20 protein-coding genes and 2 tRNA genes are annotated in these 24,290 nt (G+C 68.2%); 6 read left to right on the forward strand and 16 right to left on the reverse strand.

What is annotated here, in order from left to right:
• Positions 1–74: 74 nt before the first annotated feature.
• From ACZ6SF_RS27490 to ACZ6SF_RS27500, 3 genes are all read right to left on the reverse strand, one after another.
• A complete protein-coding gene (locus ACZ6SF_RS27490; protein ID WP_466065812.1) occupies positions 75–1,205 on the reverse strand; it encodes a GAF domain-containing protein in 1,131 nt (376 codons plus the stop codon).
• Positions 1,206–1,506: 301 nt separating this feature from the next.
• The gene (locus tag ACZ6SF_RS27495) at positions 1,507–2,400 is read right to left on the reverse strand and encodes an ROK family protein (RefSeq protein WP_466065814.1); all 894 of its coding nucleotides are present in this window, start codon (positions 2,398–2,400) and stop codon (positions 1,507–1,509) included.
• Positions 2,401–2,445: 45 nt separating this feature from the next.
• On the reverse strand, positions 2,446–2,742 hold the full coding sequence (locus ACZ6SF_RS27500) for a hypothetical protein (protein WP_466065816.1): 297 nt from the start codon (positions 2,740–2,742) through the stop codon (positions 2,446–2,448).
• A gap of 446 nt (positions 2,743–3,188) precedes the next feature.
• Here ACZ6SF_RS27500 and ACZ6SF_RS27505 point away from each other — a divergent pair, with 446 nt between their 5' ends.
• Positions 3,189–4,007: a MerR family transcriptional regulator gene (locus tag ACZ6SF_RS27505; RefSeq protein ID WP_466065818.1), complete on the forward strand. Its 819-nt coding sequence runs from the start codon at positions 3,189–3,191 to the stop codon at positions 4,005–4,007.
• A gap of 25 nt (positions 4,008–4,032) precedes the next feature.
• On the opposite strand, the gene ACZ6SF_RS27510 is transcribed toward ACZ6SF_RS27505, so the two are convergent.
• Both ACZ6SF_RS27510 and ACZ6SF_RS27515 read right to left on the reverse strand, forming a co-directional pair.
• Positions 4,033–4,106, reverse strand: a tRNA-Pro gene (locus tag ACZ6SF_RS27510).
• A 40-nt stretch (positions 4,107–4,146) separates the two neighbouring features.
• Positions 4,147–4,217 (reverse strand) — tRNA-Gly (locus tag ACZ6SF_RS27515).
• Between the two features lie 376 nt (positions 4,218–4,593).
• On the opposite strand from ACZ6SF_RS27515, the gene ACZ6SF_RS27520 reads away from it, so the two are divergent.
• Positions 4,594–5,550 (forward strand): diguanylate cyclase domain-containing protein, encoded by a 957-nt coding sequence (locus tag ACZ6SF_RS27520; RefSeq protein ID WP_466065819.1) that lies wholly within the window; start codon positions 4,594–4,596, stop codon positions 5,548–5,550.
• Between the two features lie 7 nt (positions 5,551–5,557).
• Here the strand turns inward: ACZ6SF_RS27520 and ACZ6SF_RS27525 are convergent, their stop codons facing one another.
• Together ACZ6SF_RS27525 and ACZ6SF_RS27530 are read right to left on the reverse strand one after the other, a co-directional pair.
• Positions 5,558–6,370 (reverse strand): Fpg/Nei family DNA glycosylase, encoded by an 813-nt coding sequence (locus ACZ6SF_RS27525; protein ID WP_466065821.1) that lies wholly within the window; start codon positions 6,368–6,370, stop codon positions 5,558–5,560.
• A gap of 18 nt (positions 6,371–6,388) precedes the next feature.
• Positions 6,389–6,862, reverse strand: coding sequence for a ribose-5-phosphate isomerase (locus ACZ6SF_RS27530; protein ID WP_466065823.1), 474 nt, complete (start codon positions 6,860–6,862; stop codon positions 6,389–6,391).
• A 75-nt stretch (positions 6,863–6,937) separates the two neighbouring features.
• Here ACZ6SF_RS27530 and ACZ6SF_RS27535 point away from each other — a divergent pair, with 75 nt between their 5' ends.
• Positions 6,938–7,987 (forward strand): M48 family metallopeptidase, encoded by a 1,050-nt coding sequence (locus ACZ6SF_RS27535; protein WP_466065825.1) that lies wholly within the window; start codon positions 6,938–6,940, stop codon positions 7,985–7,987.
• Positions 7,988–8,259: 272 nt separating this feature from the next.
• Here ACZ6SF_RS27535 and ACZ6SF_RS27540 read toward each other — a convergent pair whose 3' ends face one another.
• Positions 8,260–8,946, reverse strand: coding sequence for a mycothiol-dependent nitroreductase Rv2466c family protein (locus ACZ6SF_RS27540; protein ID WP_466065827.1), 687 nt, complete (start codon positions 8,944–8,946; stop codon positions 8,260–8,262).
• A 116-nt stretch (positions 8,947–9,062) separates the two neighbouring features.
• On the opposite strand from ACZ6SF_RS27540, the gene ACZ6SF_RS27545 reads away from it, so the two are divergent.
• Complete coding sequence (locus tag ACZ6SF_RS27545) at positions 9,063–10,283, forward strand: NAD(P)/FAD-dependent oxidoreductase (protein WP_466065829.1); 1,221 nt, start codon at positions 9,063–9,065, stop codon at positions 10,281–10,283.
• A gap of 18 nt (positions 10,284–10,301) precedes the next feature.
• On the opposite strand, the gene ACZ6SF_RS27550 is transcribed toward ACZ6SF_RS27545, so the two are convergent.
• Positions 10,302–11,126: a phosphoribosylaminoimidazolesuccinocarboxamide synthase gene (locus ACZ6SF_RS27550; protein WP_466065831.1), complete on the reverse strand. Its 825-nt coding sequence runs from the start codon at positions 11,124–11,126 to the stop codon at positions 10,302–10,304.
• A gap of 115 nt (positions 11,127–11,241) precedes the next feature.
• Here ACZ6SF_RS27550 and pepN point away from each other — a divergent pair, with 115 nt between their 5' ends.
• The gene (gene pepN / locus ACZ6SF_RS27555; RefSeq protein ID WP_466065833.1) at positions 11,242–13,809 is read left to right on the forward strand and encodes an aminopeptidase N; all 2,568 of its coding nucleotides are present in this window, start codon (positions 11,242–11,244) and stop codon (positions 13,807–13,809) included.
• Between the two features lie 97 nt (positions 13,810–13,906).
• Here pepN and ACZ6SF_RS27560 read toward each other — a convergent pair whose 3' ends face one another.
• The 3 genes from ACZ6SF_RS27560 to ACZ6SF_RS27570 all read right to left on the reverse strand — a co-directional run bounded on the left by ACZ6SF_RS27560 (position 13,907) and on the right by ACZ6SF_RS27570 (position 15,267).
• Positions 13,907–14,371 (reverse strand): DUF5130 domain-containing protein, encoded by a 465-nt coding sequence (locus ACZ6SF_RS27560; RefSeq protein WP_466065835.1) that lies wholly within the window; start codon positions 14,369–14,371, stop codon positions 13,907–13,909.
• Positions 14,358–14,651 carry an aa3-type cytochrome oxidase subunit CtaJ gene (ctaJ, locus tag ACZ6SF_RS27565; protein ID WP_466065837.1) on the reverse strand — a complete coding sequence of 98 codons (294 nt, stop codon included), beginning with the start codon at positions 14,649–14,651 and terminating at the stop codon, positions 14,358–14,360. The genes ACZ6SF_RS27560 and ctaJ overlap by 14 nt, the downstream gene beginning before the upstream one ends.
• Positions 14,652–14,835: 184 nt before the next feature.
• A complete protein-coding gene (locus ACZ6SF_RS27570) occupies positions 14,836–15,267 on the reverse strand; it encodes a globin (RefSeq protein ID WP_466065839.1) in 432 nt (143 codons plus the stop codon).
• A gap of 251 nt (positions 15,268–15,518) precedes the next feature.
• Between ACZ6SF_RS27570 and ACZ6SF_RS27575 the strand changes: the two genes are divergently transcribed.
• On the forward strand, positions 15,519–16,241 hold the full coding sequence (locus tag ACZ6SF_RS27575; protein ID WP_466065841.1) for an HNH endonuclease: 723 nt from the start codon (positions 15,519–15,521) through the stop codon (positions 16,239–16,241).
• 153 nt (positions 16,242–16,394) lie between these two features.
• Here ACZ6SF_RS27575 and ACZ6SF_RS27580 read toward each other — a convergent pair whose 3' ends face one another.
• The 4 genes from ACZ6SF_RS27580 to ettA form a co-directional block, all read right to left on the reverse strand.
• Entirely contained in the window at positions 16,395–17,063 is a 669-nt protein-coding gene (locus ACZ6SF_RS27580; RefSeq protein WP_466065843.1) for a DUF8185 domain-containing protein, read from the reverse strand.
• A 25-nt stretch (positions 17,064–17,088) separates the two neighbouring features.
• Positions 17,089–17,562 carry an acyl-CoA thioesterase gene (locus tag ACZ6SF_RS27585; RefSeq protein ID WP_466065845.1) on the reverse strand — a complete coding sequence of 158 codons (474 nt, stop codon included), beginning with the start codon at positions 17,560–17,562 and terminating at the stop codon, positions 17,089–17,091.
• On the reverse strand, positions 17,559–22,505 hold the full coding sequence (locus ACZ6SF_RS27590; RefSeq protein WP_466065847.1) for an NAD-glutamate dehydrogenase: 4,947 nt from the start codon (positions 22,503–22,505) through the stop codon (positions 17,559–17,561). Before ACZ6SF_RS27590 ends, ACZ6SF_RS27585 begins: the two co-directional genes overlap by 4 nt.
• Positions 22,506–22,598: 93 nt before the next feature.
• The gene (gene ettA, locus ACZ6SF_RS27595; protein ID WP_466065848.1) at positions 22,599–24,275 is read right to left on the reverse strand and encodes an energy-dependent translational throttle protein EttA; all 1,677 of its coding nucleotides are present in this window, start codon (positions 24,273–24,275) and stop codon (positions 22,599–22,601) included.
• Positions 24,276–24,290 lie beyond the last annotated feature (15 nt).

The following is a 24,290-nucleotide window of genomic DNA, read 5'->3' on the forward strand; positions in this document are numbered from 1 at the left end:
AGAGAGAGGGCCCCTCACCGGCGGCCGATCCCTTCCCACACATGGGGACTCGGACGGCATCCGGCGAGGCCCGATCAGGAGACCGTACTGTGCCGGAGCCGGCCCGCGAGCCGGTAGCGCAGCTGGTCGTCGTAACCGATCGGGACATCCGGTGACGCCAGATCCGTGAGATCCGGTTCCACCACCGGGATATCGTCGGCGGCGCGCACCAGCTGGGCGATGGCCAGTTCCCGGTTCGAGAAACCCGGGTAGGGATAGAGGAGCAGCGAGGTCGGGGTGTAACCGCCGCCGTAGTTCAACGCCCGCACCGTGACCCCGGTGCTGTCACCGGCACGCACCCGGGACCCGAGTTCGACCAGCCGGACCCGGTCCTCGGGATGGAAGACGTCGACCGGCCGGAAGAGGTAGTCCCATCGCACCCACGGCGCCGGATCGGTGAGCCAATGCGAAATCGTGGTGTGCGCCAGCTGAACCACCGCGAGGTGGTTTCCGGCCCGTCGATGCGCCTCGCGCAGGCCGACACTCTCCAGCGTCGGCCATACCGCCGGATCGTCCTCGGAGGTGATGTCCTCGATCAGCCACCAGGCGCCACGGGTGTGGTCGTCGTCGCGCGCCCGGACCGTGATCCGCCACCGGGTGGCCCGGCCGGCGGGGCGCAGTATCGACACCTCGAACTGGAGCTTGTCGCCGGACTGGGGACGGTAGAGCAGATCGAGTACCTCCGCGTGCCGGTCGAAGGCCGAAACCCGGTGGAAGAATTCGGCGATCGACATCCGCGGGACGTATTCCTCGGGTGCGATCCCCGACAGTGCGGTGATACCGCTGGGCTGGGCCAGGGTCTGGCTGTCCAGATCCCAGATCGCGCCGACTGCCGGCGGCAGCGGCGGCACCGGACCGTCGGCCGGCCCCGCCCACCAGCGCACCGCGTGCACTTCACCCGCCGGACCGAAAACCGGCCGCACCATCAGCCGGTGCGGACCGGACCGTGTGGTGACGGTACGGTCCAGATCGATCGCGCCTTCGATGGAGGTGCGCAGGGCCTCGGTGATATCGCGGGTACTCAACCCGTCGTAGAGCGCCGGGGTCCGGGCCAGCTGACGCTGCAGCACCCGCCGCCAGTCGGCGAAATCCCGCGCGGTATCCCCGACCGAGGCGACCGAGAAGCCTTCCGGTGCCAATGTTTCGACCGTCACCCAGGGGATCACTGCGCCCTCTCATCGCCTGCGTCCAACTGTTGCGCGGAGCATGTCTCCAACGAGACAACGTCCGCAGAAGATAATGTACCGTTGCTCAGCGGTACGTTCAACAGTGAAATCCGGACTCGGCTCGAGATCCGACCGGGACCCACCCGAAGACACAACCGTCTCGGCCGGACCATGCGGGCGGTCCGGCCGAAAGATTGTACGAAAACAGGTGAATACCCGGTCGATTCGGGGTGGGCAGCGGCCCACGATGTGAATACGCCCGGGTCGCAGTGGGTCCGGCGGCAGGCTCGTCAGCGGTCGATCATTCGGCCTGCGAGGTCAGGGCTATGACCCCGGCACCCGCGAGCAGCCCGAGATCCTCCAGATCCGAAGGAACCGCGCGCAGCCCGGTCAACACCGGCAGCCGCGCGTGCATGGCGATCGCGCTGTGCAGCGGTTTCCACAGCGGGGAGCCGGCCGCCGCGATCGGACCGCCGACAGCGACCCGGTCGATATCGAGCAGCGGGGCCACCGAGGCGATGACCCGGCCCAGCGCGGTCCCGGCACGTTCGAGCGCCGATACGGCGATCCGTTCCCCGGCCTGCGCGTCGGCGACCAGCGAGCCGAGCGAATCACCGCCCCAGCCCTGGGCCTTCGCCCAGGCCAGGAGAGCGGTGCCGCCGGCGACCGATTCCAGGCAGCCGCGGCCGCCGCATTCACAGACCTCGTCGAAACCGGGCACCAGCATATGACCGACCTGGCCGGCATTACCGGTACGCCCGACTACGACGAACCCGCCCACCATGACACCGCCGACGATCGTGTCCGACAGATGGATCGACAGCGAGTCCATGACCTCCTGGGTGGCGCCGAAATGCCGCTCGGCCAGCGAGAGGCAGACTCCGTCGAGGGCGAGCACCACCGACGCCGCGGGAAACAGCTTCTGCACCGATTCCACCAGTGGGAACCCGGATTGCCATTCGCGGATCCGCGTCGGCGCCACTACCCCGGAGGCCATATCGAGCGGCCCGTGGGACGCGATGCCGACGGCCACCACGTCCCGGCCCGCCGCGATACCGAGCAGGAGGTCCCGCACCTGATCCCAGGCGCCGTACTCGGGGACCGGGATCTGCTGGAGCCCGTCGGAACCGACATCGTCGGCGATCTCGATCGCGGCCAGCCGGGCCGCGCCGATCTCCAACGCCAGGATTGTCATCTACGCACCACCAGAGCTAGATCCGCGTTTGCCCCCGCAGCATAGTCAGACAGCTGCCGTTTCCGCGGAATGCAGCGGGCGGCCCAGCACGATATGCCGTTTGGGCGCACCGGATACGGCCGCGCCGTGGGTCGGACGTGGGCCGTTGCGGATGATCCGCATGGGTCGCTTGTGGTCGATCGGCACCGTGCGGTGGCGATCGAGGTTCTCGATCACATTGCCCGAGTTGTCGTAGGCGATGCCCGCCCAGATCATGGCTCGCGGCGCATCGCCCCGGTCGATGAGTGTCTGTGCCAGCCGGGCGCACTGCTCGAAAAGCGGACAGCCATAGCAAGTACGCACTGCCGAATGCCAGGCCTCCGGCGTGCCGGAATCCAGGTCCCAGCTGTCGGGCAACTCTGCGCACGGCGGCCGCTGCGTCGATTTCGGCGCGGCGGGCACAGTCGGCGAGGGAACTCGCGGAATTTGCGTAGTCCGAGGTAGAACCACGTTCAGGGTACGAACTCGTGTTGTCGTCATCACCGTCTCCGGAACTGCCGAGGGCACGCCGGTGGAACCGATACGTGTCCCGTTGGTCGGGCGGAACGTCAGGGCTGCTCAACAGTCCCCGGAAACCAGCTGATGTCAGCTGTATCACGACGGTAAAGCACCGGAGGGCCGGAAAGCAAGGTCTCGTACCGTTAAGTAACGGGACGTTGATCTTATTTTCACATCATTAAGCCGTCGATTAGCGGTTCGTTTAGTTACGGACCGTTTAACTACGGGCCCACTTGTGGTTTCCTATAGGTATGGCTGGCGAATCCGAGTTCACGATCGACGAGCTGGCGCGTGCTGCCGAGACAACCGTGCGCAGCGTCCGCGTGTACCACGAGCGTGGGCTGCTGCCCTCGCCCGAAGTTCGTGGCCGGATCGGCTATTACGACGCAGACCACCTCAACCGGCTGCAGACCATCAGCCGGCTGCTCGGGCGCGGGATGAAGCTCAACGGCATCCGGGAGCTGCTCTCGGCGTGGGACCGCGGCGACGGTCTCGCGGACGTCCTGGGCGTCACCGATAACGCCGCGCCGCCCGGACGCGCCGCGGCCGACCCACCCCAGCCGGAACCGGAGGAGCCCGCCCACGAGCTCCCCGAATACGTCCAGCAAGCCCTGGCCGCCAGCGACGACCCGTTCGACGTCTACCGGGTCACCAACCCCCGCTGCAGCGATCTGGCGACCAGGCTCACCGATGCCGGGCTCCCCGCGGCGGCCACCTTCCACCTGGTGGAACGGATGCGCGCCGACTGCGACCGGATGGCCGAGCGCTATGCCGCCGAAATCTTCTACGTCCTGGCCGGCCGCGCCTACGAGCAGTCCGAACGCAACCCCAAGGACCGCACCAAACTCGAGACCGATCTGGCCATCGCCCGCCTGATCGTCACCCGCGCCGCCTCCGAGCTGATCGACCAGGCCTTCGGCCGGCGCGCGGAGCTACCGGCACCCGAGATCCCCGCGCTCCCCACCGCGGAACCGGCCGGACTGCCCGCCGCCGATGCCGCGCATTCGCCGTACACCACCCGGCGCACCGCCGCCCCGAACGGAAAACAACCGTCGCGCTCACACCGCTGACGCAAGGGAAGGGGGCGAAAGACTGTCGGGGTGACAGGATTTGAACCTGCGACCACCCGCTCCCAAAGCGGGTGCGCTACCAAGCTGCGCCACACCCCGTTATACCCCCTGGAGTGGGGGTGGTGTTATCGGTCCTCGGAGCGGGTGACGGGAATCGAACCCGCACCATCAGCTTGGAAGGCTGAGGTTCTACCATTGAACTACACCCGCGTGCTGCGGCCTCGGTGGTATCACCGCGACGCCGCGCGCATCAGCGACTGTACCCAATCGCACATTCGTTTCGCCAATCACCCCCTCCGCCGCGTCGGCGATCGGGAGAAAAAGTGTGTAACGCGGACGGATTCATAGCGATACGACAGAGATTGCTGTTGCTCCGGGTCCGCGAACTTGTTATAGAAGGCAAGTCGCCGGGACCCACCATCTTGCTACGATCTTCTTGCCGGACGGGGTTTCTGGAAAGGGGGCGGTGGCGTGCACCCGACAAGGTGGACCTCCCGCATAGCAGTACGACAGAGCCGGCCCGGCCCGGCACCCGAGCCGCGGGACGGTATCCGCGGCGCGATGACCTCGGCCTCCGGTGATCGCCATGGCAGCTGAGAGCCGGCCCCCGGTCCGCTCCACGGCGCGCGAATGGGCGCTGGCCGCGGGCGCACAGCCCGATGCGGACATCACCGCGGCGGAGATCGAGCCCGTTCTCATCGAGATTCTCGAGGAACTACTCGATCTCACCGTTTCCGATCCCTTCCCGGTGCGCGCCGCCCGGCGGCTGGGCGCGCGACTGTGCGCCGAGCCACTGCACCATGTGCGGATGCTGGCGCTGGTCACCCGGACCCTGCTGGGGTTCCCGGCCGGACCGCGCGGCTCGCTGGTCGCCACACAGTGGCCGCTGGTGGCCAGTCAGGCCATCGACAGCTACGCCCAGGCGCTGCAGGAACTCGCCCTGGCCCAGCAGAAGAAGAACTTCTCCGACGAGGCCACCCAGCGGGTCCGGGAATTCGCGGCGCTGCAGCAGCGGCTGGAACACGAGGCCACCCACGACGCCCTCACCGGGCTGGCCAACCGCACGCTGCTGCGCAACCGGGTTCGGAAGATGGCCGAACACCCGGAACGGGGTATCGGGCTGCTGGTGGTGGACCTGGACCGGTTCAAACAGATCAACGACAACTACGGCCACGCCGTCGGCGACGAGGTGCTGGTGGAACTCGCGAAACGGCTCCGCGAGGTGGCGCCCACGGGCGCGGTGGTCTGCCGGTACGGCGGCGACGAGTTCGTGCTGGCCGCCGCGATGGCCGATAACCACGTCGCCGGACTGGCCGGCGATATCGTTCTCGCCCTCAACGATTCGGTGTGGTCCTCGGCCGGGCCGGTACCGGTATCGGCGAGCGTGGGGACCACCTATTCGCCGCCCGAGGACCGGAGCGAACTGGCGGAACTGCTGCGTCGTGCCGATCACGCGATGTACTCGGCGAAAACCGCGGGCGGCCGCCGCTACGTCGGCGCCGACCCCGGCGATACCGCCGTCGATACCGCGGTGGCGGGCTGATCCGGCGTCAGTCCGGCTGGCACTGCGCGCACCAGAACAGGTTCCTGCCCTCGAGCACGCGGTACCGCACCGCCGCCGCGCACCGGCGGCACGGTTCGCCCGCGCGGCGGTACACATAGGTGCGGGGCCGGTCGGGGGCGTAGGAGGGCGCGCCGTGGTCGTCTTCGGGGCGGATCACGTGCATCTTCCCGCGACGCACGCCTACCCGCATCAGCGCGACGAGGTCGTCCCACAGCGCCGACCACTGCGGCGCGGTGATATCGGTTCCCGGCCGGGCCGGGGAGATCCCGTGCCGGAACAGCACTTCCGCGCGATAGACGTTGCCCACGCCGGCGACCACACGCTGATCCATCAGCAGCGACCCGATGCCCCGGCGGGAACGCCGGATCCGCTCCCACGCGCGCCCGGGTTCCGCGTCGGCGCGCAGCGGATCGGGTCCGAGCCGCGCGACCAGGGCGTCGACCTCCGGTGGGGTGAGGATCTCGCAGGCGGTGGGTCCGCGCAGGTCGGTACCGAACCCGGAACCGTCGCGGCCGGGCCCGGTGAGGCGCATCCGCACCTGCCCCACCGGTTCGGGCATCGGCAGCCCGGATTCGGTGAAGGTGCCGTACAGCCCGAGGTGGACGTGGACGAATATCTCGCCCTCGTATTCGTGGACCAGATGCTTACCCCAGGCCTGCGCCCGGCGCAGCATCCGCCCGTCGACCCGGGCCGCGCCGTCGGCGAATTTGCCCTGCGGGCTCGACACCCGCACCACCGCGCCCGCGAGCCGGCGATCGTGCCGGCGCGCGAGACGGTGCAGGGTATGACCTTCCGGCACCGCCGCTGACCTGTCCGGTCAGTGGGCGGGCAGCGCCGGCGCCTCGCCGGACTTCTCGTAGTCGGCGAGGATATCGATCCGGCGCTGGTGACGCTCCTCCTCCGACCAGGGGGTCGCGAGGAAGGCGTCCACGATCGCGAGCGCTTCTTCCCGCGAATGCATCCGCCCGCCGATTCCGATGAGCTGGGCGTTGTTGTGCTGACGGGCCAGCTGCGCCGTTTCGACGCTCCAGGCCAGGGCGCAGCGGGCGCCCGGCACCTTGTTGGCGGCGATCTGCTCGCCGTTCCCGCTACCGCCGAAGACCAGCCCGAGGCTGCCCGGGTCGGCGACGGTGCGGCGGGCCGCCTCGATGCAGAAGGCGGGGTAGTCGTCGAGCGCGTCGTAGACGAGGGCGCCGCAGTCGACGACCTCGTGACCGGCCTTTTCCAGGTGGTCCTTGACGGCGTTCTTCAGTTCGAAACCAGCGTGATCGGCACCCAGGTATACGCGCATGCCGCGATTGTGTCAGGCCCCGGGACAGGCCGTGACGGCGGGCGGTGTCCCGGGGTGACTGCTTAGAGTCGTGGTATGCAGCCGCACGACCCTCAGCAACCGTCCGGATCCGGGCCCGGCCCCGCCTGGTCCGCGCATCCGCCGGAGCCCGGGCACTACCCGTGGCTCACCGACCGGGCGACCGCCGCTCCCTTCGCCGGTGGCTATCCGCCGCCGCCGGGACCGGCCCACGAGCCGCGCGGACTATCCCCGTTCGGGATGCCCGCGCGGCACAGCTGGGAGATTCCGCTACTGGTGGTGGTGGTCCTGTTCACCACCGTGGCCTATGCGCTCGCGTTTCTGCTGCTGTTCCTGGGCGCGGTGAACCAGTACGTACTGATCCTGGTGGCGGCCCCGCTGCTGATCTGGTTCGGCCGCGGCGTGAATTTCTCGTCCCAGCGGGTCAACGGGGTGCGGATGTCACCGACGCAGTTTCCCGACGGATACCGCATGGTGCAGGAGGCCGCGGCGCGGTTCGGGATGGCGAAGGCCCCGGACGCCTATGTCGTGCTCGGCAACGGCCAGATCAACGCGTTCGCGTCCGGGCACGGTTTCCGCCGGTACGTGGTGGTCTACAGCGACCTCTTCGAGATCAGCGGCGCGGCCCGCGAACCCGACGCCCTGGCCTTCATCATCGGCCACGAGGTGGGGCATATCGCCGCCGGTCACACCTCCTATTGGCGCCAGCTCGGCATGTTCCTGGTGCCGTTCCTGCCGATCCTCGGCAATTCGCTGATCCGCTCCCAGGAATACACCGCCGACAACCACGGCTACTGCCATCGCCCCCAGGGCGCCCCCGCCGCCATGGGCACCCTGGCCGCCGGCAAGTACCTCAACAGCGTCGTGGGCTTCGACGAGATGGCCGACCGCGCCGCCCAGGAACGCGGCTTCTTCGTCTGGATGGTCAACGCCATGTCCTCCCACCCCGTCCTGACCTGGCGAATGTGGGCCCTGCGCGACCGCAGCGCCCACGGCCGTCTCTTCTGGCGCCCCAACCCCGTACCCCCGCGCCTCGCCCCGCCTCCCATGCCCCCACCCGGCCCGTTCGGCGGCGGAGAAGTGGAGCTGTCGAAAACCCCCCACTGACCGCCCCGACCCGGTCCCACCCGACGGTCCCTCCAACTCGGGCCCCGCCCCGCTCCACCCAACCCGAGCCGACCCCTCACGGCGCCGAGTCCAGCGAGGCCTTGAACGGTTCGGCCCGCCCTTGAAACGGTTCGGCCCGCGCCTGAAACGGTTCGGCCCGCGCCTGCTGTCGGCCCTCGAAGCGCATGTGGCGAAGCCACGAGTCTCGAGGGCCGACAGCAGGCGCCAAAGAGGGCCGAACCTCGAGCAGCGGAGCTGCTCCAATATTCCAGCTAGGTAAACACGGGCTCCTCGTCGCGGGTGCGCTTCAGCTCGAAGAAGTGCGGGTAGGCAGCCAGTGTGACCACCGCGTCCCACAGCTTCCCCGCTTCCTCCCCGCGCGGGATGCGGGAGAGCACCGGTCCGAAGAACGCGACCCCGTTGACGTGGATGGTGGGTGTGCCGACATCGGGTCCCACCTTGTCCATACCGGCGTGGTGGCTGACCCGCAGCGCCTCGTCGTAGTCGGTGCTCGTCGCCGCTTCCGCCAGTTCGGCGGGCAGGCCGGCTTCGGTGAGCGCGTCGGCGACGATCGCCGCGAACGTCGCCTGCGCGTCACCCTCCTGCTCGAACTCCGGCCGCCGGTCGTGGAACCGGGTGCCCATCGCGGTGTAGAGCGCCGGCAGGATGTCGTCGCCGTGCTGCCGGGCCGCCGCGATGGCCACGCGGACCGGGCCCCAGGCGTTCTTCATCAGTTCTTCGTACTGGGGCGGCAGATCACGGCCCTCGTTCAGCACCGCGAGGCTCATCACGTGGAATCGGGTCTCGATATCGCGGACCTGCGCGACCTCGAGGATCCAGCGGGAAGTGATCCAGCACCACGGGCACAGGGGGTCGAACCAGAATTCGGCAAGATCCTTCTTCACGGCCGTGTCGGACACGAATGTTCCTCTCCGTAGTTTTCGCTGCACTCCGACCAACCCACCGGGGCGGGTTTTCGTTCCCGGTCCGGCCGAATATCGCGGGCGCGCTCAGTACGCTGGCGGGAGTAGTCCGGATCGTCGCTGGAACAACCCACCACAAGGGAGTGTCATCCATGACATCTGCGCGACATTTCGTGATCGTCGGCGCCGGGCTGGCCGGCGCGAAACTCGCCCAGGCGCTGCGGGACAACGATTTCGACGGGCATATCACCCTGATCGGCGCCGAGGAGCACCTGCCCTACGAACGCCCGCCGCTGTCCAAGGAGTACCTGCTGGGTAAGAAACCGGTGGAGGAGTTCACCGTCGCCGATTCCGCCTGGTATCGCGATCACAACGTCGACTTGCTGCTCGGTACCGAGGTCACCGCCGTCGACCGGGCGGCCCGGACGGTGCGGCTGCCCGACGGTTCGGCGCTGGAATACGACAAACTCGCCCTGGCGACCGGGTCCGCGCCCCGCACCCTGCCGATCCCGGGCGCCGACGCGCCGGGGGTGTACACCCTGCGCACGCTGGAGGACTCCGACGCGCTGATCGAGTTGCTGCGCACCGCCGAGCGGGTGGTGGTGATCGGGGCCGGGTGGATCGGGCTCGAGGTCACCGCGGCGGCCCGGTCGGCGGATGTGGCGGTCACGGTCGTGGAGACCGCGACCGGGGCGCTGCTGGGCGCTCTCGGGCCCGAGATGGGCGAGGTCTTCGCCGACCTGCATCGCGCGCACGGGGTGGATTTGCGGTTCGGCACCCGGGTGGAGGAGATCACCACCTCGGCGGGGCGGGCGACCGGGGTGCGTTTCGCGGACGGCTCGACGGTGGCGGCCGATGCCGTCCTGGTCGCGGTCGGGGCCCGGCCGCGGCTGGATCTCGCGGAGTCCGCGGGGCTGCCGATCGATACCGGGGTCCTCGTCGATGCCGGTCTGACCAGCAGTGATCCCGATATCGTGGCGGTCGGCGATATCGCCGAACAGGACCATCCCGTGCTCGGGCGCCGGATCCGGGTCGAGCATTGGGCCACTGCCCTGAATCAGCCGGCCGTGGCCGCGGAGACCATGCTGGGCAAGTCGGCCGTCTACGACCGGCTCCCGTACTTCTTCACCGACCAGTACGACCTCGGGATGGAGTACACCGGGTTCGCGGCGCCCGGCGACTACGAGCAGGTGGTGGTGCGCGGCGATCGGGCGGGCCGGGAGTTCGTGGCGTTCTGGCTCGACGCACAGCGCCGGGTGCTCGCCGGGATGAATGTGAACGTCTGGGACGCCGGTGACCGGATCAAGGAACTGATCCTTTCCGGAGACCCGGTCGATCCGGACAGACTGGCGGACACCTCGATACCGCTGTGAACCGGAGGCCGGTGGCAGCTACCAGGTGCGGCCGGTGATCAGCTCGTAGGCCTCCACGTATTTCCCGCGGGTGGCCGCCACGATATCGGCGGGGATCTCGGGCCCCGGCGGCTCCTTGTCCCAGCCGGTCGAGGTCGCCCAGTCCCGGACGAACTGTTTGTCGAACGAGCGCTGCGGGCGGCCCGGCTCCCATTCCGCGGCCGGCCAGAAACGGGAGGAATCCGAGGTCAGCAGTTCGTCGCCGAGGGTGAGCACCTCACCGTCCCAGCCGAACTCGACCTTGGTGTCGGCGATGATCACACCCCGCTCGGCCGCATAGGCCGCACCGCGGGTGTACAACTCCAGGGTGAGATCGCGCAGGCGTTCGGCCACGGGACGGCCCTCCTGCGCGACGACCTCGTCGAAGGTCATCGGCTCGTCGTGACCGGACGCCGAGACCTTGGTGGTCGGGGTGAAGATGGGTTCCGGGAGCCGGTCGCCCTCCCGCAGCCCCTCGGGCAGCCGGATCCCCGATACCGAACCGGTCCGCTGGTAGTCCTTCCAGCCCGATCCGACCAGGTAGCCGCGGGCGACGCATTCCACCAGCACCATCTTCAGGGGTTTCACCCGGATGGCGCGGCCCGCGAACTCCGGCGGCACATCGGTGGTGGACAGCACATGGTTGGGGATATCGGAGAAGTACTCGAACCACCAGTTCGACAGCTGCGTGAGCAGGGCGCCCTTGTCCGGGATCGGGGTCGGCAGCGAGACGTCGTACACCGAGACCCGGTCCGAGGCGACCAGCAGCAGGGTGTCGCCGTCGGTGTACAGGTCACGCACCTTGCCGGCGTGCACGTGTTTCACTGGCGGGGCTCCGATCCTGGTCGAGTGGTGTGCGGGGTCGACGCGCACGCGAGCAACCTTACCCACGTGGCATTGTGGACAGCGCCCGTGCCCACTGTGCCCTCGAAGGAGTCCGATGTCCGCACCGAACCTCACCCGCGATCAGGCGATCGAACGCGCCGGAATCGTCTCGGTCGAGAACTACTCCGTCGACCTCGATCTCACGGACGGCGGCGGTCAACCGGGCGAACAGACGTTCTTCTCCCGCAGCACGGTCACCTTCACCGCGAAACCCGGATCCCGCACCTTCATCGATATCGTGGCGCGGGGTGTGCGGTCGGCGACCCTCAACGGCAAACCGCTCGATATCGCCGGATACGACGAGGCGACCGGGATCACCCTGCCCGACCTGGCCGAACGCAACGAACTGGTGGTCGAGGCCGAATGCGAGTACTCGCACACCGGCGAGGGCCTGCACCGGTTCGTCGACCCCGCCGACGGCGCGGTGTACCTGTACTCCCAGTTCGAGACGGCCGACGCGAAACGGATGTTCGCCTGCTTCGACCAGCCGGACCTCAAGGCCACCTTCGATATCGAGGTCATCGCCCCGCAGGACTGGAAGGTGATCTCCAACGGCGCGGGCACCGCCGACGGCGGGCGGCACACGTTCGCCACCACTCCCCTGATGAGCACCTATCTGGTCGCGCTCATCGCCGGTCCGTACGCGCAGTGGTCCGACAGCTACACCGATGATCACGGCACCATCCCGCTCGGGATCTTCTGCCGTGCCTCACTCGCCGAGTTCATGGACGCCGACCGGTTGTTCACCGAGACCAAGCAGGGATTCGGCTTCTACCACAAGAACTTCGGGATCCCGTACGCGTTCGGCAAGTACGACCAGCTGTTCGTACCGGAGTTCAACGCGGGCGCGATGGAGAACGCGGGCGCGGTGACCTTCCTCGAGGACTACGTGTTCCGGTCCAAGGTCACCCGGGCCTCCTACGAGCGCCGGGCCGAAACCGTGCTGCACGAGATGGCCCATATGTGGTTCGGCGATCTGGTCACCATGAAGTGGTGGGACGATCTGTGGCTCAACGAGTCGTTCGCCACCTTCGCCTCGGTGCTGTGCCAGGCCGAGGCCACCGAATACACCAGCGCCTGGACCACTTTCGCCAATGTGGAGAAATCCTGGGCCTACCGGCAGGACCAGCTGCCCTCCACGCACCCGATCGCCGCCGATATCCCGGATCTGGCGGCGGTGGAGGTGAACTTCGACGGCATCACCTACGCCAAGGGCGCCAGCGTGCTCAAGCAGCTGGTCGCCTATGTCGGGCTGGAGCCGTTCCTGGCCGGTCTGCGCGCCTACTTCGCCGACCACGCGTACGGTAACGCCACCTTCGACGATCTGCTCGCGGCTCTGGAGAAATCCTCCGGGCGGGATCTGTCCGGCTGGGGCACCCAGTGGCTCAAGACCACCGGTCTCAATATCCTGCGCCCCGATTTCGAGGTGGACGCCGACGGAAACTTCTCCTCCTTCGCGGTGATCCAGGAAGGCGCCGAACCCGGCGCCGGAGAACGCCGGGTGCACCGGCTGGCGGTCGGCGTCTACGACGACCGGGACGGCAAACTGGTGCGCACCCACCGGGTGGAGCTCGATCTGCGGGCCGCCGAACGCACCGAGGTGCCCGAACTCACCGGTGTTCCGCGCGGAAAGTTCGTCCTGGTCAACGATGACGACCTCACCTACTGCTCGGTCCGGCTCGACGCCGATTCGCTCGACGTCCTGGTGAACCGGATCGCCGATATCGCCGAACCGCTCCCCCGCACGCTGGCCTGGTCGGCGGCCTGGGAGATGACCCGGCAGGCCGAATTCCGGGCCCGCGACTTCGTCGCCCTGGTGCAGCGCGGAGTGGGCGCGGAATCCGAGATCGGGGTGGTGCAGCGCCTGCTCATGCAGGCCAACACCACGCTGCGCAGCTACGCCGATCCGGCGTGGGCCGAGGCGACCGGGTGGGCTGATTACGCCAACCGGCTCCTGGAACTGGCCCGGGAAGCCGAATCCGGCTCCGACCATCAGCTGGCCTTCGTCAACGCTCTCACCGGCGCGAAACTGTCGCCGTGGCATACCGAGGTGCTGCGCGAACTCCTCGACGGCGATCCGGCCGCGGTGGGCCTCGCCGGGCTCACCGTCGATACGGATCTGCGCTGGCGGCTGCTCACCGCGCTGGCGGCGGCAGGAGAGGTCGACGCCGACGGCGCCGGCACTCCCGTGATCGACGGCGAACTGCGCAACGACGAAACGGCCGCCGGCCGGCGCCAGGCCGCCACCGCCGCTACCGCGCGGCCGATCGCCGAGGTGAAGGAGTCGGCGTGGGCGACCGTGATGGACGACGACTCGGTGCCCAACATCACCGCGCGTTCGATCGTCAACGGATTCGCTCCCGCCGGTCAGGATGCCCTGCTGCAGCCGTATCTGGAGCGGTACTTCGCCGAGATCCCCGCGGTATGGGATCGGCGCTCCAGTGAGGTCGCGCAGACCGTGGTGATCGGGCTCTACCCGTCCTGGGAGATCAGCGAGCAGGCCGTGGCCCGGGCCGACGAATTCCTCGCCGGCGACCACCCGCCGGCCCTGCGCCGCCTGGTGACCGAGGGCAAAGCCGGGATCGAACGTTCGCTGCGGGCCCGCGCCTTCGATATCTCCTGACACCGGTCGCGAAACGGCGCGTCCACCCCGAGGGGTGGACGCGCCGTTGTCGTCGGTAGCGAGCGCTCCCGGATCACGCCCCGTCCGGGGCGCGCTCTCAGCGGCCGATGGCCGCGGCCATCACCCGGACAGCGGAGATCAGGCCGTCGATCAGCTCACCCTGGCGCAGCGAGCTGAGCGCGGCGGTGACGCCGAGCTGGCACACCCGGTCGTTGGCCCGTTCGGCCACATCCCGGCCGGAGCGGACCTCGACGGAATGATCGTTCGGGGAGACCGCGATGAGCACCGAACGAGCGGCCTCGGGAGTGGACGGGAACAACGCGTCCACGGCGGCGCCGGCATCGGGACCGAGATCCCCGATGAACACGTTGAACCGCACCTTGGTCGCGCGGGTCGCCTCGGTCAGCACATTGTCCACGGCGAGCCGCTCGTTGTTGTCGAACGGCGCCTCCTTGAACACATCGCCGGCCTCGTGCACCCCGGAGACCCGGCCGCTGCTCATCAGCGCGTATCCGTGCGGCAGGTCGGACTCGACCACCGCGGGCCATTTAGTACTTGCCACTTGCCCGGCCTCCGATCAGCGCGCCCTTCGGGGCTTCCAGGGAATCGAACGCCACATGGGACCCATGTGACGACTCACCGGCATCGTAGGAATGACCATGCCCGGTGACCTCATCGGTAGCACTCCACAGCACCGGCTCCGACGTCCACTTCTTGCTCATATCGAAGTGGACCGGCTTCTCACCGGGCAGCGGCTTACCGATATACGACAAACCGGCGATTATGAGGTAGATCCCCAGCGGGATACCGGCGAACACCGCCACTGTCTCGAGAATGCTCACCCGTTAAAGGTATCCGATCCCCTGTAGTAGATCGCCCACCGGTGGCGTGTTGCCCACCCCACGACCCGCACAGCGCCCGATCTCCGGCGACGCTCGCCCATCCCGCCGTACAGAATCGATCTCCCGCCCCCGCCGAACCCGGCGAGGCCCGAAAACGGGTTCGAGCAGCGGAGCTGCTCCAAAATTAATAAACACTGTTCATGAGGGAGTTGGCGGCCATCTCCAGGTAGTCCAGGAGCCGGCGGCGGTGCTCGTCGTCGAGGGTTTCGGGTTCGATCTCGGCGACCGCGATCCGCATGCACCGCAGCCAGGCGTCCCGCTGCACGGGGCCGATCTGGAAGGGCATATGGCGCATCCGCAGGCGCGGATGGCCGCGTTCGTCGGAGTAGGTGCGAGGGCCACCCCAGTACTGTTCGAGGAACATCCGCAACCGGCGCTCCGCCGGGCCCAGATCCTCCTCCGGATACATGGGTCGCAGGATCTCGTCGGCGGCCACCTCGCGGTAGAACACCGCGACCAGCCGGTGGAACGTCTCGTCCCCGCCGACGGCCTCGTAGAAGGAGTTCGCGGCCGGTTCGCTCGGCGCAGGGCCGGAAGCCGGGTTACCCGAAGTCATGAAACCTCTCGTTTTCGGTGGGTGCGCCGTCCATTGTGCCCGCCGCGCCGCGCGGTCGCAGATTCCCCGCCGCCGACCGGCAGCGGGCCGCGCCGGGCCCACCGCCCGGGTGGCCCCCGGGCGTCGCTTCAGCGACAGTTAACCAGCCATTGTGCAAAATAACCGTGCACTCCGGAACTTTCCGTGGTCAACTGGGTTCTGTCTCCCGGCGAGATACCACATGATCTTGAAACGCAGAATTTGGGGTCGACATGAAGCAACGGACCGGCGCCCGATCAACGGAGGCCCTACGCCACCGACAACTGAAGCCCGCCGACGTCCACGCTCGTGGGTCGGGGGCTCCTCCGTTGCAATTGCTGTCCGATCACGCGGTCAACAGGCACACCGCCGATACCGCATCCGCTACCGATTCCGTTTTCTCTCCGAGCGACTCCGCTCTCCCCACCCCACCGCTGAACTGGCTCAAACGGCGCGTTCTGCTGCTCAACGCCACCTACGAACCCCTCACCGCGCTCACCGCCCGCCGCGCGATCGTCCTGCTGGTCTGCGATAAGGCCGACGCGGTCCACCACGATCCCACCGGCCCGGTCCTGCACTCCGCCGGCGCCGCGGTCGCCATTCCCTCCGTCATCCGGCTGCGCACCTATGTGCGTGTCCCCTACCGCGCCCGCGTCCCGATGACCCGCGCCGCCCTCATGCAACGCGACCGCTACCGCTGCGGCTACTGCGGCGGCAAAGCCGAAACGATCGACCACGTCATCCCGCGCAGCCGCGGCGGCGAACACAGCTGGGAGAACTGCGTCGCGAGCTGCGCGCCCTGTAACCATCGAAAAGCCGACAAACTCCTGGCCGAACTGGGCTGGACCCTGCGCTCTCCGCTGGTCTCCCCGAAGGGCCCGCACTGGCGGCTGCTGTCCACCGTCAACGAACTCGATCCGGTCTGGCTCCAATACCTCGGCGAGGGGGCTGCTTAGTTGGAGCGGCTCCGCCGCTCGAGGGCGGGGCCCTGTTAACCCGGTTCTTCGCTCCCGGCGGGCGGTCGCTGCGCTCCCTTCCTCTGGTCGCTCCAGAACCGGGCGGGCCCGGCCCTGGCGGGGGCGAGCGGTTGGTGGAAGGGAATGCGGGGGTCAGTTCGGGGTGAGGGAGAGGGTGCCGGCGCGGCGGCGGGCTACGGAGCCGTAGCGGGCGTCCAGGCGTAGCCAGGTGGTGCTGGCGCGGACGCGGACGCGTTCGTCGGAGGGGATTCGCGCGGATTCGGTGCGGTCGCCGGAGTGCGGGATGAAGTCCATGGCGGTGAGCGCGAACACCACCCGCATCGGAACCTGGACCTGTTCGCCGGCGGCCGAGACGGTGAGCACGGTCTGGTCGAGCAGGGAGGCGGGCGGGCCGTGGCCGGAGCCGTGCTCCTTCGCCAGGTCCGCGCCCCGTTCGGCCAGCTCCACCAGTGTGCGGGCCGGGAGGTCGTCGATATGCGAGAACCCGCTGCCGGGCGGCAGGGCGCCGCGCCAGGCGGAGTCGACGGAGAAGCCGAGGTCCATCGGGCCCGGCGCGGACAACCCGGCCAGTACGGTGTCGGCGCCGACGGTGACATCGTCGACGCCGAGTTCGGCGGCGACCGTCCGGGTCGCCAGCGCCTCGAATCCGGTCGCGACCCAGGCCGCCACCCGGCCTTCGCCACGGCGGCGCAACCGCACCACCACGGCCGGGTCCAGGCGCTGGGCCCTGGTGAGGAAGGTCGCGAGGTTCTCCCGTTCCGCCGGATCCGCGACGGTCAGGACCCGTTCTTCGGACATCATGATCGGCTCGGCACCGCCACAGTCGTCATTCGGCCTTCCACTGCGCCAGATAGTCACGTTCGGGCGCGGTGAGGCGCCGCAGGCTCTGCGAATCGATATCGAACGCCGCCAGCTGGGTGGTGGCGGTGACGGCCGCCGGCGTGCCCGGTGCGGAGCCGGCGGCCCGCACCTCGTAGGCGACCGTGAAATCGACGGCCCGCAACCGCTCGATCCACATGGCGATATCCAGCGGGGTGTCCTCGTGGCGCAACTGGCCCCGGTACTTCACGTGCAGGTCGACCAGCACACAGCCGTTGCGCAGCGCGACGGTGGGCCGGTCGTCCCCGAACAGCCACGGGATCCGCGCCTCTTCCAGGAGAGTGACCATCCGGGCATGGTTGACGTGCTGGAAGACATCCATATCCGACCAGCGCACATGCACCTGGGTATGGAAGCGTCGGGCCTGAGCGGCCGCGACCGCTCCGGCACCCTCCCCGTTGCGGGAAACAGCGTTCGTCACCGTGGTACCTCCGATTGGGCGCCCACCCCACTCACCATGCTGCGCACCTGCCGCGCCGCAACCGACAGCGTGGCGAGATCGTGGGTTCCGGACTCGAACAATTCCGCCAGCGCCGCGCGGGCGCGACCGAGCCGGGACTGATTCTTGGACTCCCAGTATGCAATCTTCTCGTCCGCGCTCTCCTCCGGGTCGCCGCCGGAGAGCACGTCGAGGGTGAGCGACCGCAGCGAACTGTACATATCGTCGCGCAGCGCGAGCCGGGCGAGCGCGTGCCAGCGGTCGCCGCGTTCGAGGTGACTCACCGCCTCGAGCAGCCAGTCGATCTTCAGATGCTCGTTGAGGGCGTAGTAGAGGGAGCCGACCTCCTCGCCCGAGCGATCGGTGATATCGGCGATATCGATCACGTCGAGCAGCGGGAACAGGTGCAGCAGCCCGAAGACCTCGGTGGCCAGATCCAGCGGCGCGCCGTGTGCGACGAGATCGGCGGCGTGATCGGTCAGGGTGGTCACATGGTGACCGCGCAGCCAGCCGGGCACCTGCGGGGCGAGTTCCCGCACGCCCTCGCGGTAGCGGTTGATCTCGGCGCCGACGGCGATCGGCTGCGGCCGGTTGGTGAGCAGCCAGCGCGAAGCCCGGTCCAGGGTGCGCTTGGTCTCCAGTTCGAGCTGATCGCGCACACCCACCGAGGCGTCCGCGGCCCGGATACGCGCCCAGATGTCGTGCAGCCCGAAGACCTCGGTGACGGCGGTGAACGCGCGCACGGTATCGGTGGCGGTCGCGCCGATCTCCTCCCCGAGCCGGAAGGTGTAGGTGACCCCGCCGTAGTCCACCACCTCGTTGGCGATCAGGGTGGTGACGATTTCGCGGCGCAGCCGGTGCTTCTTGATCGCGGTGCCGAAACGCTCCCGCAGCGGCGTCGGGAAGTATTCGGGCAGCCGGGCCGCGAAATGCGCGCTGTCGGGCAGATCGCCGGCCAGCAGGTCGGCCTTGAGCGCGAGTTTCACATGGGCCAGCAGATTGGCGAGTTCCGGTGACGCCAGCCCGCTGCCCTCTTCGAGCCGGCGCTTGAGGACGATATCGGTGGGCAGGGCCTCCAGCTCACGGTCGAGGCCGCGCCGGGTTTCCAGATCCTCGATCAGGCGCCGGTGCACATTGAGCATTCCGGTCGACTCGGCCCGGGAAATCCCCATCACGTAGTTCTGGGAGACGTTGTCCTCCAGCACCATCCGGGCGACCTCGTCGGTCATCTCGGCCAGCAGCGGATTACGGTCGGCGAGCTCCAACTCCCCCGCCGACACCACACCGTCGAGCAGAACCTTGATGTTCACCTCGTGATCGGAGCAGTCCACGCCCGCGGAATTGTCCAGCGCGTCGGTGTTCATCTTCCCGCCGTTACGGCAGAACTCGATCCGGCCCAATGCCGTGACACCGAGGTTGCCGCCCTCACCGATGACCTTCGCGCGGAGCCGATCCGCGTTCACCCGGACGGCATCGTTGGACTTGTCACCGGCGTCCGCATTGGTTTCGCTACTGGCCTTGATATAGGTGCCGATACCGCCGTTCCACAGCAGTTGCACCGGGGCCAGGAGAATGGCCCGGATCAATTCCGGGGGTGACAGCGAGACGATGTCGTCGTCCAGTCCCAGCGCGACCCGCGCCTGCGGGCTGATCGGCACCGATTTCACCGTGCGGTCGTAGACGCCGCCGCCCGCGCTGATCAGCGACTTGTCGTAATCGGCCCAACTCGACCGGGTCAACTCGAACATCCGGCTCCGCTCCGCGTAGGAGGAAGCGGCGTCGGGGTCGGGGTCCAGGAAGATATGACGGTGGTCGAAAGCCGCCACCAACCGAACATGCTCCGACAACAACATCCCGTTGCCGAACACATCACCACTCATATCCCCCACACCCACCGCCGTGAAATCCTGCGACTGGGTATCGATCCCCATCTCGGCGAAATGCCGCTTCACACTCTCCCACGCACCCCGCGCGGTAATCCCCATCGCCTTGTGGTCATACCCGGCCGAACCACCCGACGCGAAAGCGTCACCCAGCCAGAACCCGTAGCGGATGGCCACCGCATTGGCGATATCGGAGAACGTGGCCGTGCCCTTGTCGGCGGCGACCACCAGATACGTATCGTCACCGTCGCGGCGCACCACCCGCTCCGGCGGCAGCACCTGCCCACCGGCGAGGTCGACGTTATCGGTGATATCCAGCAGACCCGAGATGAAGGTGCGGTAGCACTCCACGCCCTCGGTCATGAGTGCCTGGCGATCCACCGCGGCGTCGCCGGTGGCGGCCGGCGGGCGCTTCACCACGAAACCACCCTTCGCACCCACCGGCACGATCACCGCGTTCTTCACCGCCTGCGCCTTCACCAAACCCAGAATCTCGGTCCGGAAATCCTCCAACCGATCCGACCACCGCAAACCACCACGCGCCACCGCACCGAACCGCAGATGCACACCCTCCACCCGCGGCGAATACACGAAGATCTCATACCGCGGCCGCGGCTGCGGCAGTTCGGCGATCTCCTGGGGCTCGACCTTCACGGAGATGAAATCGCGGGCCGCGCCGTCGTTGTCGGTGACGTAGTAGTTCGTGCGCAGGGTGGCGCGGATCAGGCCGAGGATGGCCCGCAGGATGCGGTCGGCGTCCAGGCTGACGACCTCGTCGATCCGGTCGCGGACGCGCTGTTCGAGTTCGTCGCAGCGCTCGGCGGAATGACTGTCCGGATCGAACCGGGCGGCGAACAGCGCGGCGAACAGCCGCGCGGTATCCGGATAGGTGTGCAGCACCCGCGCGATATTGAACTGGCTGTACGGAAAACCGGCCTGCCGGAGGTATTTCGCGTAGGTCCGCACCACCGCGACCTCACGCCAGTCCAGCCCGGCCCGCAGGACGAGTTCGTTGAGCCCGTCCGCCTCGGCCCGCCCGTACCAGAGCGCGTCGAACGCCGCGGTGAACCGATCGCGCACGCGCGCGGCGGTGGCGGCGACGGCCGCCGTCCGGGCCGGCGTATCGGGCGCCACCTCGAGCAGTTCGGCGTCGAGATCCTGGTCGACGGCGCCGCGCAGCAGTTCCGGGCTGGCCTGCAGACCGAAATCGTAGATCCAGTGTTCCTGGTCGGCACTGCGGCCGTCGGGTTCACGCCGGATCCGGTACGGCCGTTCGTCGAGCACCTCGACGCCGAGGCTCTGCAGTACGGGCAGCACCTGGCTCAGCGAGATGGCGCCACCGCCGATATAGAGGGTGAAACGCCAGGAACCGGCCGGTGCGTCGGCGGTCCGGTAGAGGTGCTGGTCGATACCGCCGGCGGTCAACCGCTCGAGCCGGTCGATATCGGCGAGCGCGCGCCGGGCGGTGAAATCCTGTTTGTAACCCTCCGGGAACGCCTCGCAGTAACGGCGCACGATCCGCGGGTCGAGCACGGTGGAACTGCTCACCGCGTCGTTGAGGTGATCGTCCCAGGTACGGCTCGCTTCGGCGAGCAGATTCTGGATCCGCAACCGCTCGGCCTCGGAGATCTCCTCGGCCGAGGAGACCCGCACCGGATCGGCGTCGTCGGCGCCCGGCATGCGGACGGTGAAATACACACTGGCGAGTTCGCTTTCGCTCACTCGTGCCGAATAGTCGATGGAGGCGCCGCCGAGTTCGCGAACCAGGATGTCCTGGATCTCCAGGCGGACGGCGGTGGTGTACCGGTCGCGCGGCAGGTAGACCATCGCCGCGACGAAACGCCCGTACGGGTCGACCCGCAGGAACAGCCGCACCTGACGGCGCAGGCCCACATTGAGGACCGCACCGGCGACGCGGCGCAGGGTCGACGCGTCGGAGGAGAACAGTTCGGAGCGGGGGAAGCCCTGCATCACCTCGAGCATGGCCTGCCCGGAGAAGGAATCGAGCGCGAAGCCGCTGCCCTCGATGGCCGAGAGCACCCGCTGCCCCACCACCGGGATGTCCAGGACGTTCTCGTGCAGCGCCGTCACCGTGAAGACCCCGAGGAAGAGGTGCTCGCCCCGGACCTCGCCGTCGCCGTCGAGATCGGCCACACCGATGAAATACGGGTGCACGGCGCGCTGCATGGTCACCGGGACCAGGCCCTGGGTCATCCGCAGCAGCGGCCGCGCGCCGGTGTTGACCGGCACCTGGAATCCGGTGCCGGCGTCGGGGTGCAGGACGCCGAGCCCGGAATCGGCCACCGGAACCGGAACCGGCTCACCCGGCTCGTAGCGGTAACGGGTGTACCCGAGCACGGTGAAATTGCCGTCCGCCATCCAGCGCAGCAGCCGCGCGCATTCGGCCGGTTCGATATCGGCATCGGCGGCGACTGCGGCGCCGGCGGTGTCGAGACCGGCCGCCAGCTCACCGAGCCGGGCCTCGATGGCGGCGGTATCACTGCTCACGCGCCGCACATCGGCGATCACCTCGGGGATGGCCGCGGCGATCTCGGCGAGTAGTTCCACCCCGGTGGCCGGGTGTAACTGGAGGTGGATCCAGGATTCGCGACCGAGGGCCGTACCGTTGCGCCCCCGCCCGGCCTCGTGCGGGCGCGCCGCGATCAGCCGCCCGTCGGCATCACGCTCGACGGTGACGATGGGATGGATGACCTCGCTGACCGTGCCACCCATCCGGCTGAAGAGCGCCGTCACCGAATCGACCAGCATCGGCATATCGTCGGTCACGATCTGCACGGCGGCGCCCAGTCCGGAGCCGTCGTCCGGGTGATGCGCCCGCACCAGGCCCTGACCCGGCTGCCGGGTCAGGGCCAGGGCCAGATGGGCCCGGAAGGTGAGGGTGGGAGCGGTGATCTCGCAATCCGCGTCGTCGGTCCCGACATGCCGGAAGTATCCGTCCTCCAACGCGCCGAGTCCGGCCCGTAGGGTGTCCGGCAACTCGGCAATCCATGCCTCGCTGGACAATTCGGACGAGACCGTCATTTCCCACTCCCTTGAATGCGGATGTTCTCGGACACACCGTTGCCGGTCCCGAGGGTAGTCCCGAACCCTGGTAGCGGGAAAAGATCTGCGGCGTTACCCGCGGGTCAGCTTGCGATGTGTCACGCGATGGGGCCGTGCGGCTTCCGGGCCGAGGCGTTCGATCTTGTTGGCCTCGTAGGCTTCGAAGTTGCCCTCGAACCAGAACCACTTGGCTTCGTTGTCGGCGTCACCTTCCCACGCGAGGATATGCGTGCAGGTGCGGTCCAGGAACCACCGATCGTGGGAAATGACCACTGCGCAGCCGGGGAACTGTTCCAGGGCGTTCTCCAGCGAGCCGAGCGTTTCCACGTCCAGATCGTTGGTGGGCTCGTCGAGCAGGATCAGGTTGCCGCCCTGTTTGAGGGTGAGCGCCAGGTTCAACCGGTTGCGTTCACCACCGGAGAGCACCCCGGCCGGCTTCTGCTGATCGGGTCCCTTGAAGCCGAACGCGCTCACATAGGCCCGCGACGGCATCTCCTGCTGGCCGACCTCGATGTAGTCGAGCCCGTCGGAAACCACCTGCCACACGGTCTTGTTCGGATCGATACCGGCGCGGGACTGGTCGACATAGCTCAGCTGGACCGTCTCCCCCACCTTCACCACGCCGCTGTCCGGCTCCTCCAGACCGACGATGGTCTTGAACAGGGTCGTCTTACCCACGCCGTTCGGGCCGATCACACCGACGATCCCGTTGCGGGGCAGGGTGAACGACAGGTCCTTGATCAGCTGCCGGTCGCCGAAGCCCTTGTCGAGATGCTCGACCTCGACCACCACACTGCCCAGGCGCGGACCGGCCGGGATCTGGATCTCCTCGAAGTCCAGCTTCCGCATCTTCTCGGCCTCGGCCGCCATCTCCTCGTAGCGGCCCAGGCGCGCCTTGTTCTTGGCCTGCCGGGCCTTGGCCCCGGAACGGACCCAGGCGAGTTCGTCCTTGAGCCGCTTCTGCAGCTTCTGGTCCTTCTTACCCTGGACCGCCAGGCGCTCGGCCTTCTTCTCCAGGTAGGTGGAGTAGTTGCCCTCGTACCCGATCGCGCGGCCCCGGTCGAGTTCCAGAATCCAGCCGGCGACATTGTCGAGGAAGTACCGGTCGTGGGTTACGGCCAGGACCGCGCCGGGGTACTGCGCCAGGAATTGCTCCAGCCACAGCACGCTCTCGGCGTCGAGGTGGTTGGTCGGCTCGTCCAGGAGCAGCAGATCGGGTTTGCTCAGCAGCAGTTTGCACAGCGCCACCCGGCGCCGCTCGCCACCGGAGAGGTTGGTGACCGGCTCGTCCGGCGGCGGGCACCGGAGCGCGTCCATGGCCTGCTCCAGCTGGGAGTCCAGATCCCAGGCGTCGGCGTGGTCGAGATCCTCCTGCAGTTTGCCCATTTCGTCCATGAGCTCGTCGGAGTAGTCCGTGGCCATGAGTTCGGCGATCTCGTTGAACCGGTCGAGTTTGACCTTGATCTCGCCGAGGCCCTCCTCGACGTTCCCGCGAACGGTCTTCTCCTCGTTCAGGGGCGGTTCCTGCTGCAGGATCCCGACGCTGGCGCCCGGCGCGAGGAAGGCCTCGCCGTTGTTCGGCTGGTCCAGTCCGGCCATGATCTTCAGCACGCTGGATTTACCGGCGCCGTTCGGGCCGACGACGCCGATCTTGGCGCCGGGAAGGAAGTTCAAGGTGACATCGTCGAGCACGACTTTATCGCCGTGCGCCTTACGAACCTTCTTCATTTGGTAAATGAACTCAGCCATGGCGATCACCCTATC

The organism is Nocardia sp. NPDC049935, from assembly GCF_055586645.1.

What these genes read in the sequence shown, in the direction of transcription:
- ACZ6SF_RS27590 (WP_466065847.1), bottom strand. Translation starts at nt 22,505, where the DNA reads ATGACGGTCTCGTCCGAATTGTCCAGCGAGGCATGGATTGCCGAGTTG.
- ACZ6SF_RS27570 (WP_466065839.1), bottom strand. Translation starts at nt 15,267, where the DNA reads ATGACTTCGGGTAACCCGGCTTCCGGCCCTGCGCCGAGCGAACCGGCC.
- ACZ6SF_RS27530 (WP_466065823.1), bottom strand. Translation starts at nt 6,862, where the DNA reads ATGCGCGTATACCTGGGTGCCGATCACGCTGGTTTCGAACTGAAGAAC.
- ACZ6SF_RS27575 (WP_466065841.1), top strand. Translation starts at nt 15,519, where the DNA reads ATGAAGCAACGGACCGGCGCCCGATCAACGGAGGCCCTACGCCACCGA.
- ACZ6SF_RS27495 (WP_466065814.1), bottom strand. Translation starts at nt 2,400, where the DNA reads ATGACAATCCTGGCGTTGGAGATCGGCGCGGCCCGGCTGGCCGCGATC.
- pepN (WP_466065833.1), top strand. Translation starts at nt 11,242, where the DNA reads ATGTCCGCACCGAACCTCACCCGCGATCAGGCGATCGAACGCGCCGGA.
- ACZ6SF_RS27545 (WP_466065829.1), top strand. Translation starts at nt 9,063, where the DNA reads ATGACATCTGCGCGACATTTCGTGATCGTCGGCGCCGGGCTGGCCGGC.
- ACZ6SF_RS27520 (WP_466065819.1), top strand. Translation starts at nt 4,594, where the DNA reads ATGGCAGCTGAGAGCCGGCCCCCGGTCCGCTCCACGGCGCGCGAATGG.
- ACZ6SF_RS27505 (WP_466065818.1), top strand. Translation starts at nt 3,189, where the DNA reads ATGGCTGGCGAATCCGAGTTCACGATCGACGAGCTGGCGCGTGCTGCC.
- ettA (WP_466065848.1), bottom strand. Translation starts at nt 24,275, where the DNA reads ATGGCTGAGTTCATTTACCAAATGAAGAAGGTTCGTAAGGCGCACGGC.
- ACZ6SF_RS27535 (WP_466065825.1), top strand. Translation starts at nt 6,938, where the DNA reads ATGCAGCCGCACGACCCTCAGCAACCGTCCGGATCCGGGCCCGGCCCC.
- ACZ6SF_RS27580 (WP_466065843.1), bottom strand. Translation starts at nt 17,063, where the DNA reads ATGATGTCCGAAGAACGGGTCCTGACCGTCGCGGATCCGGCGGAACGG.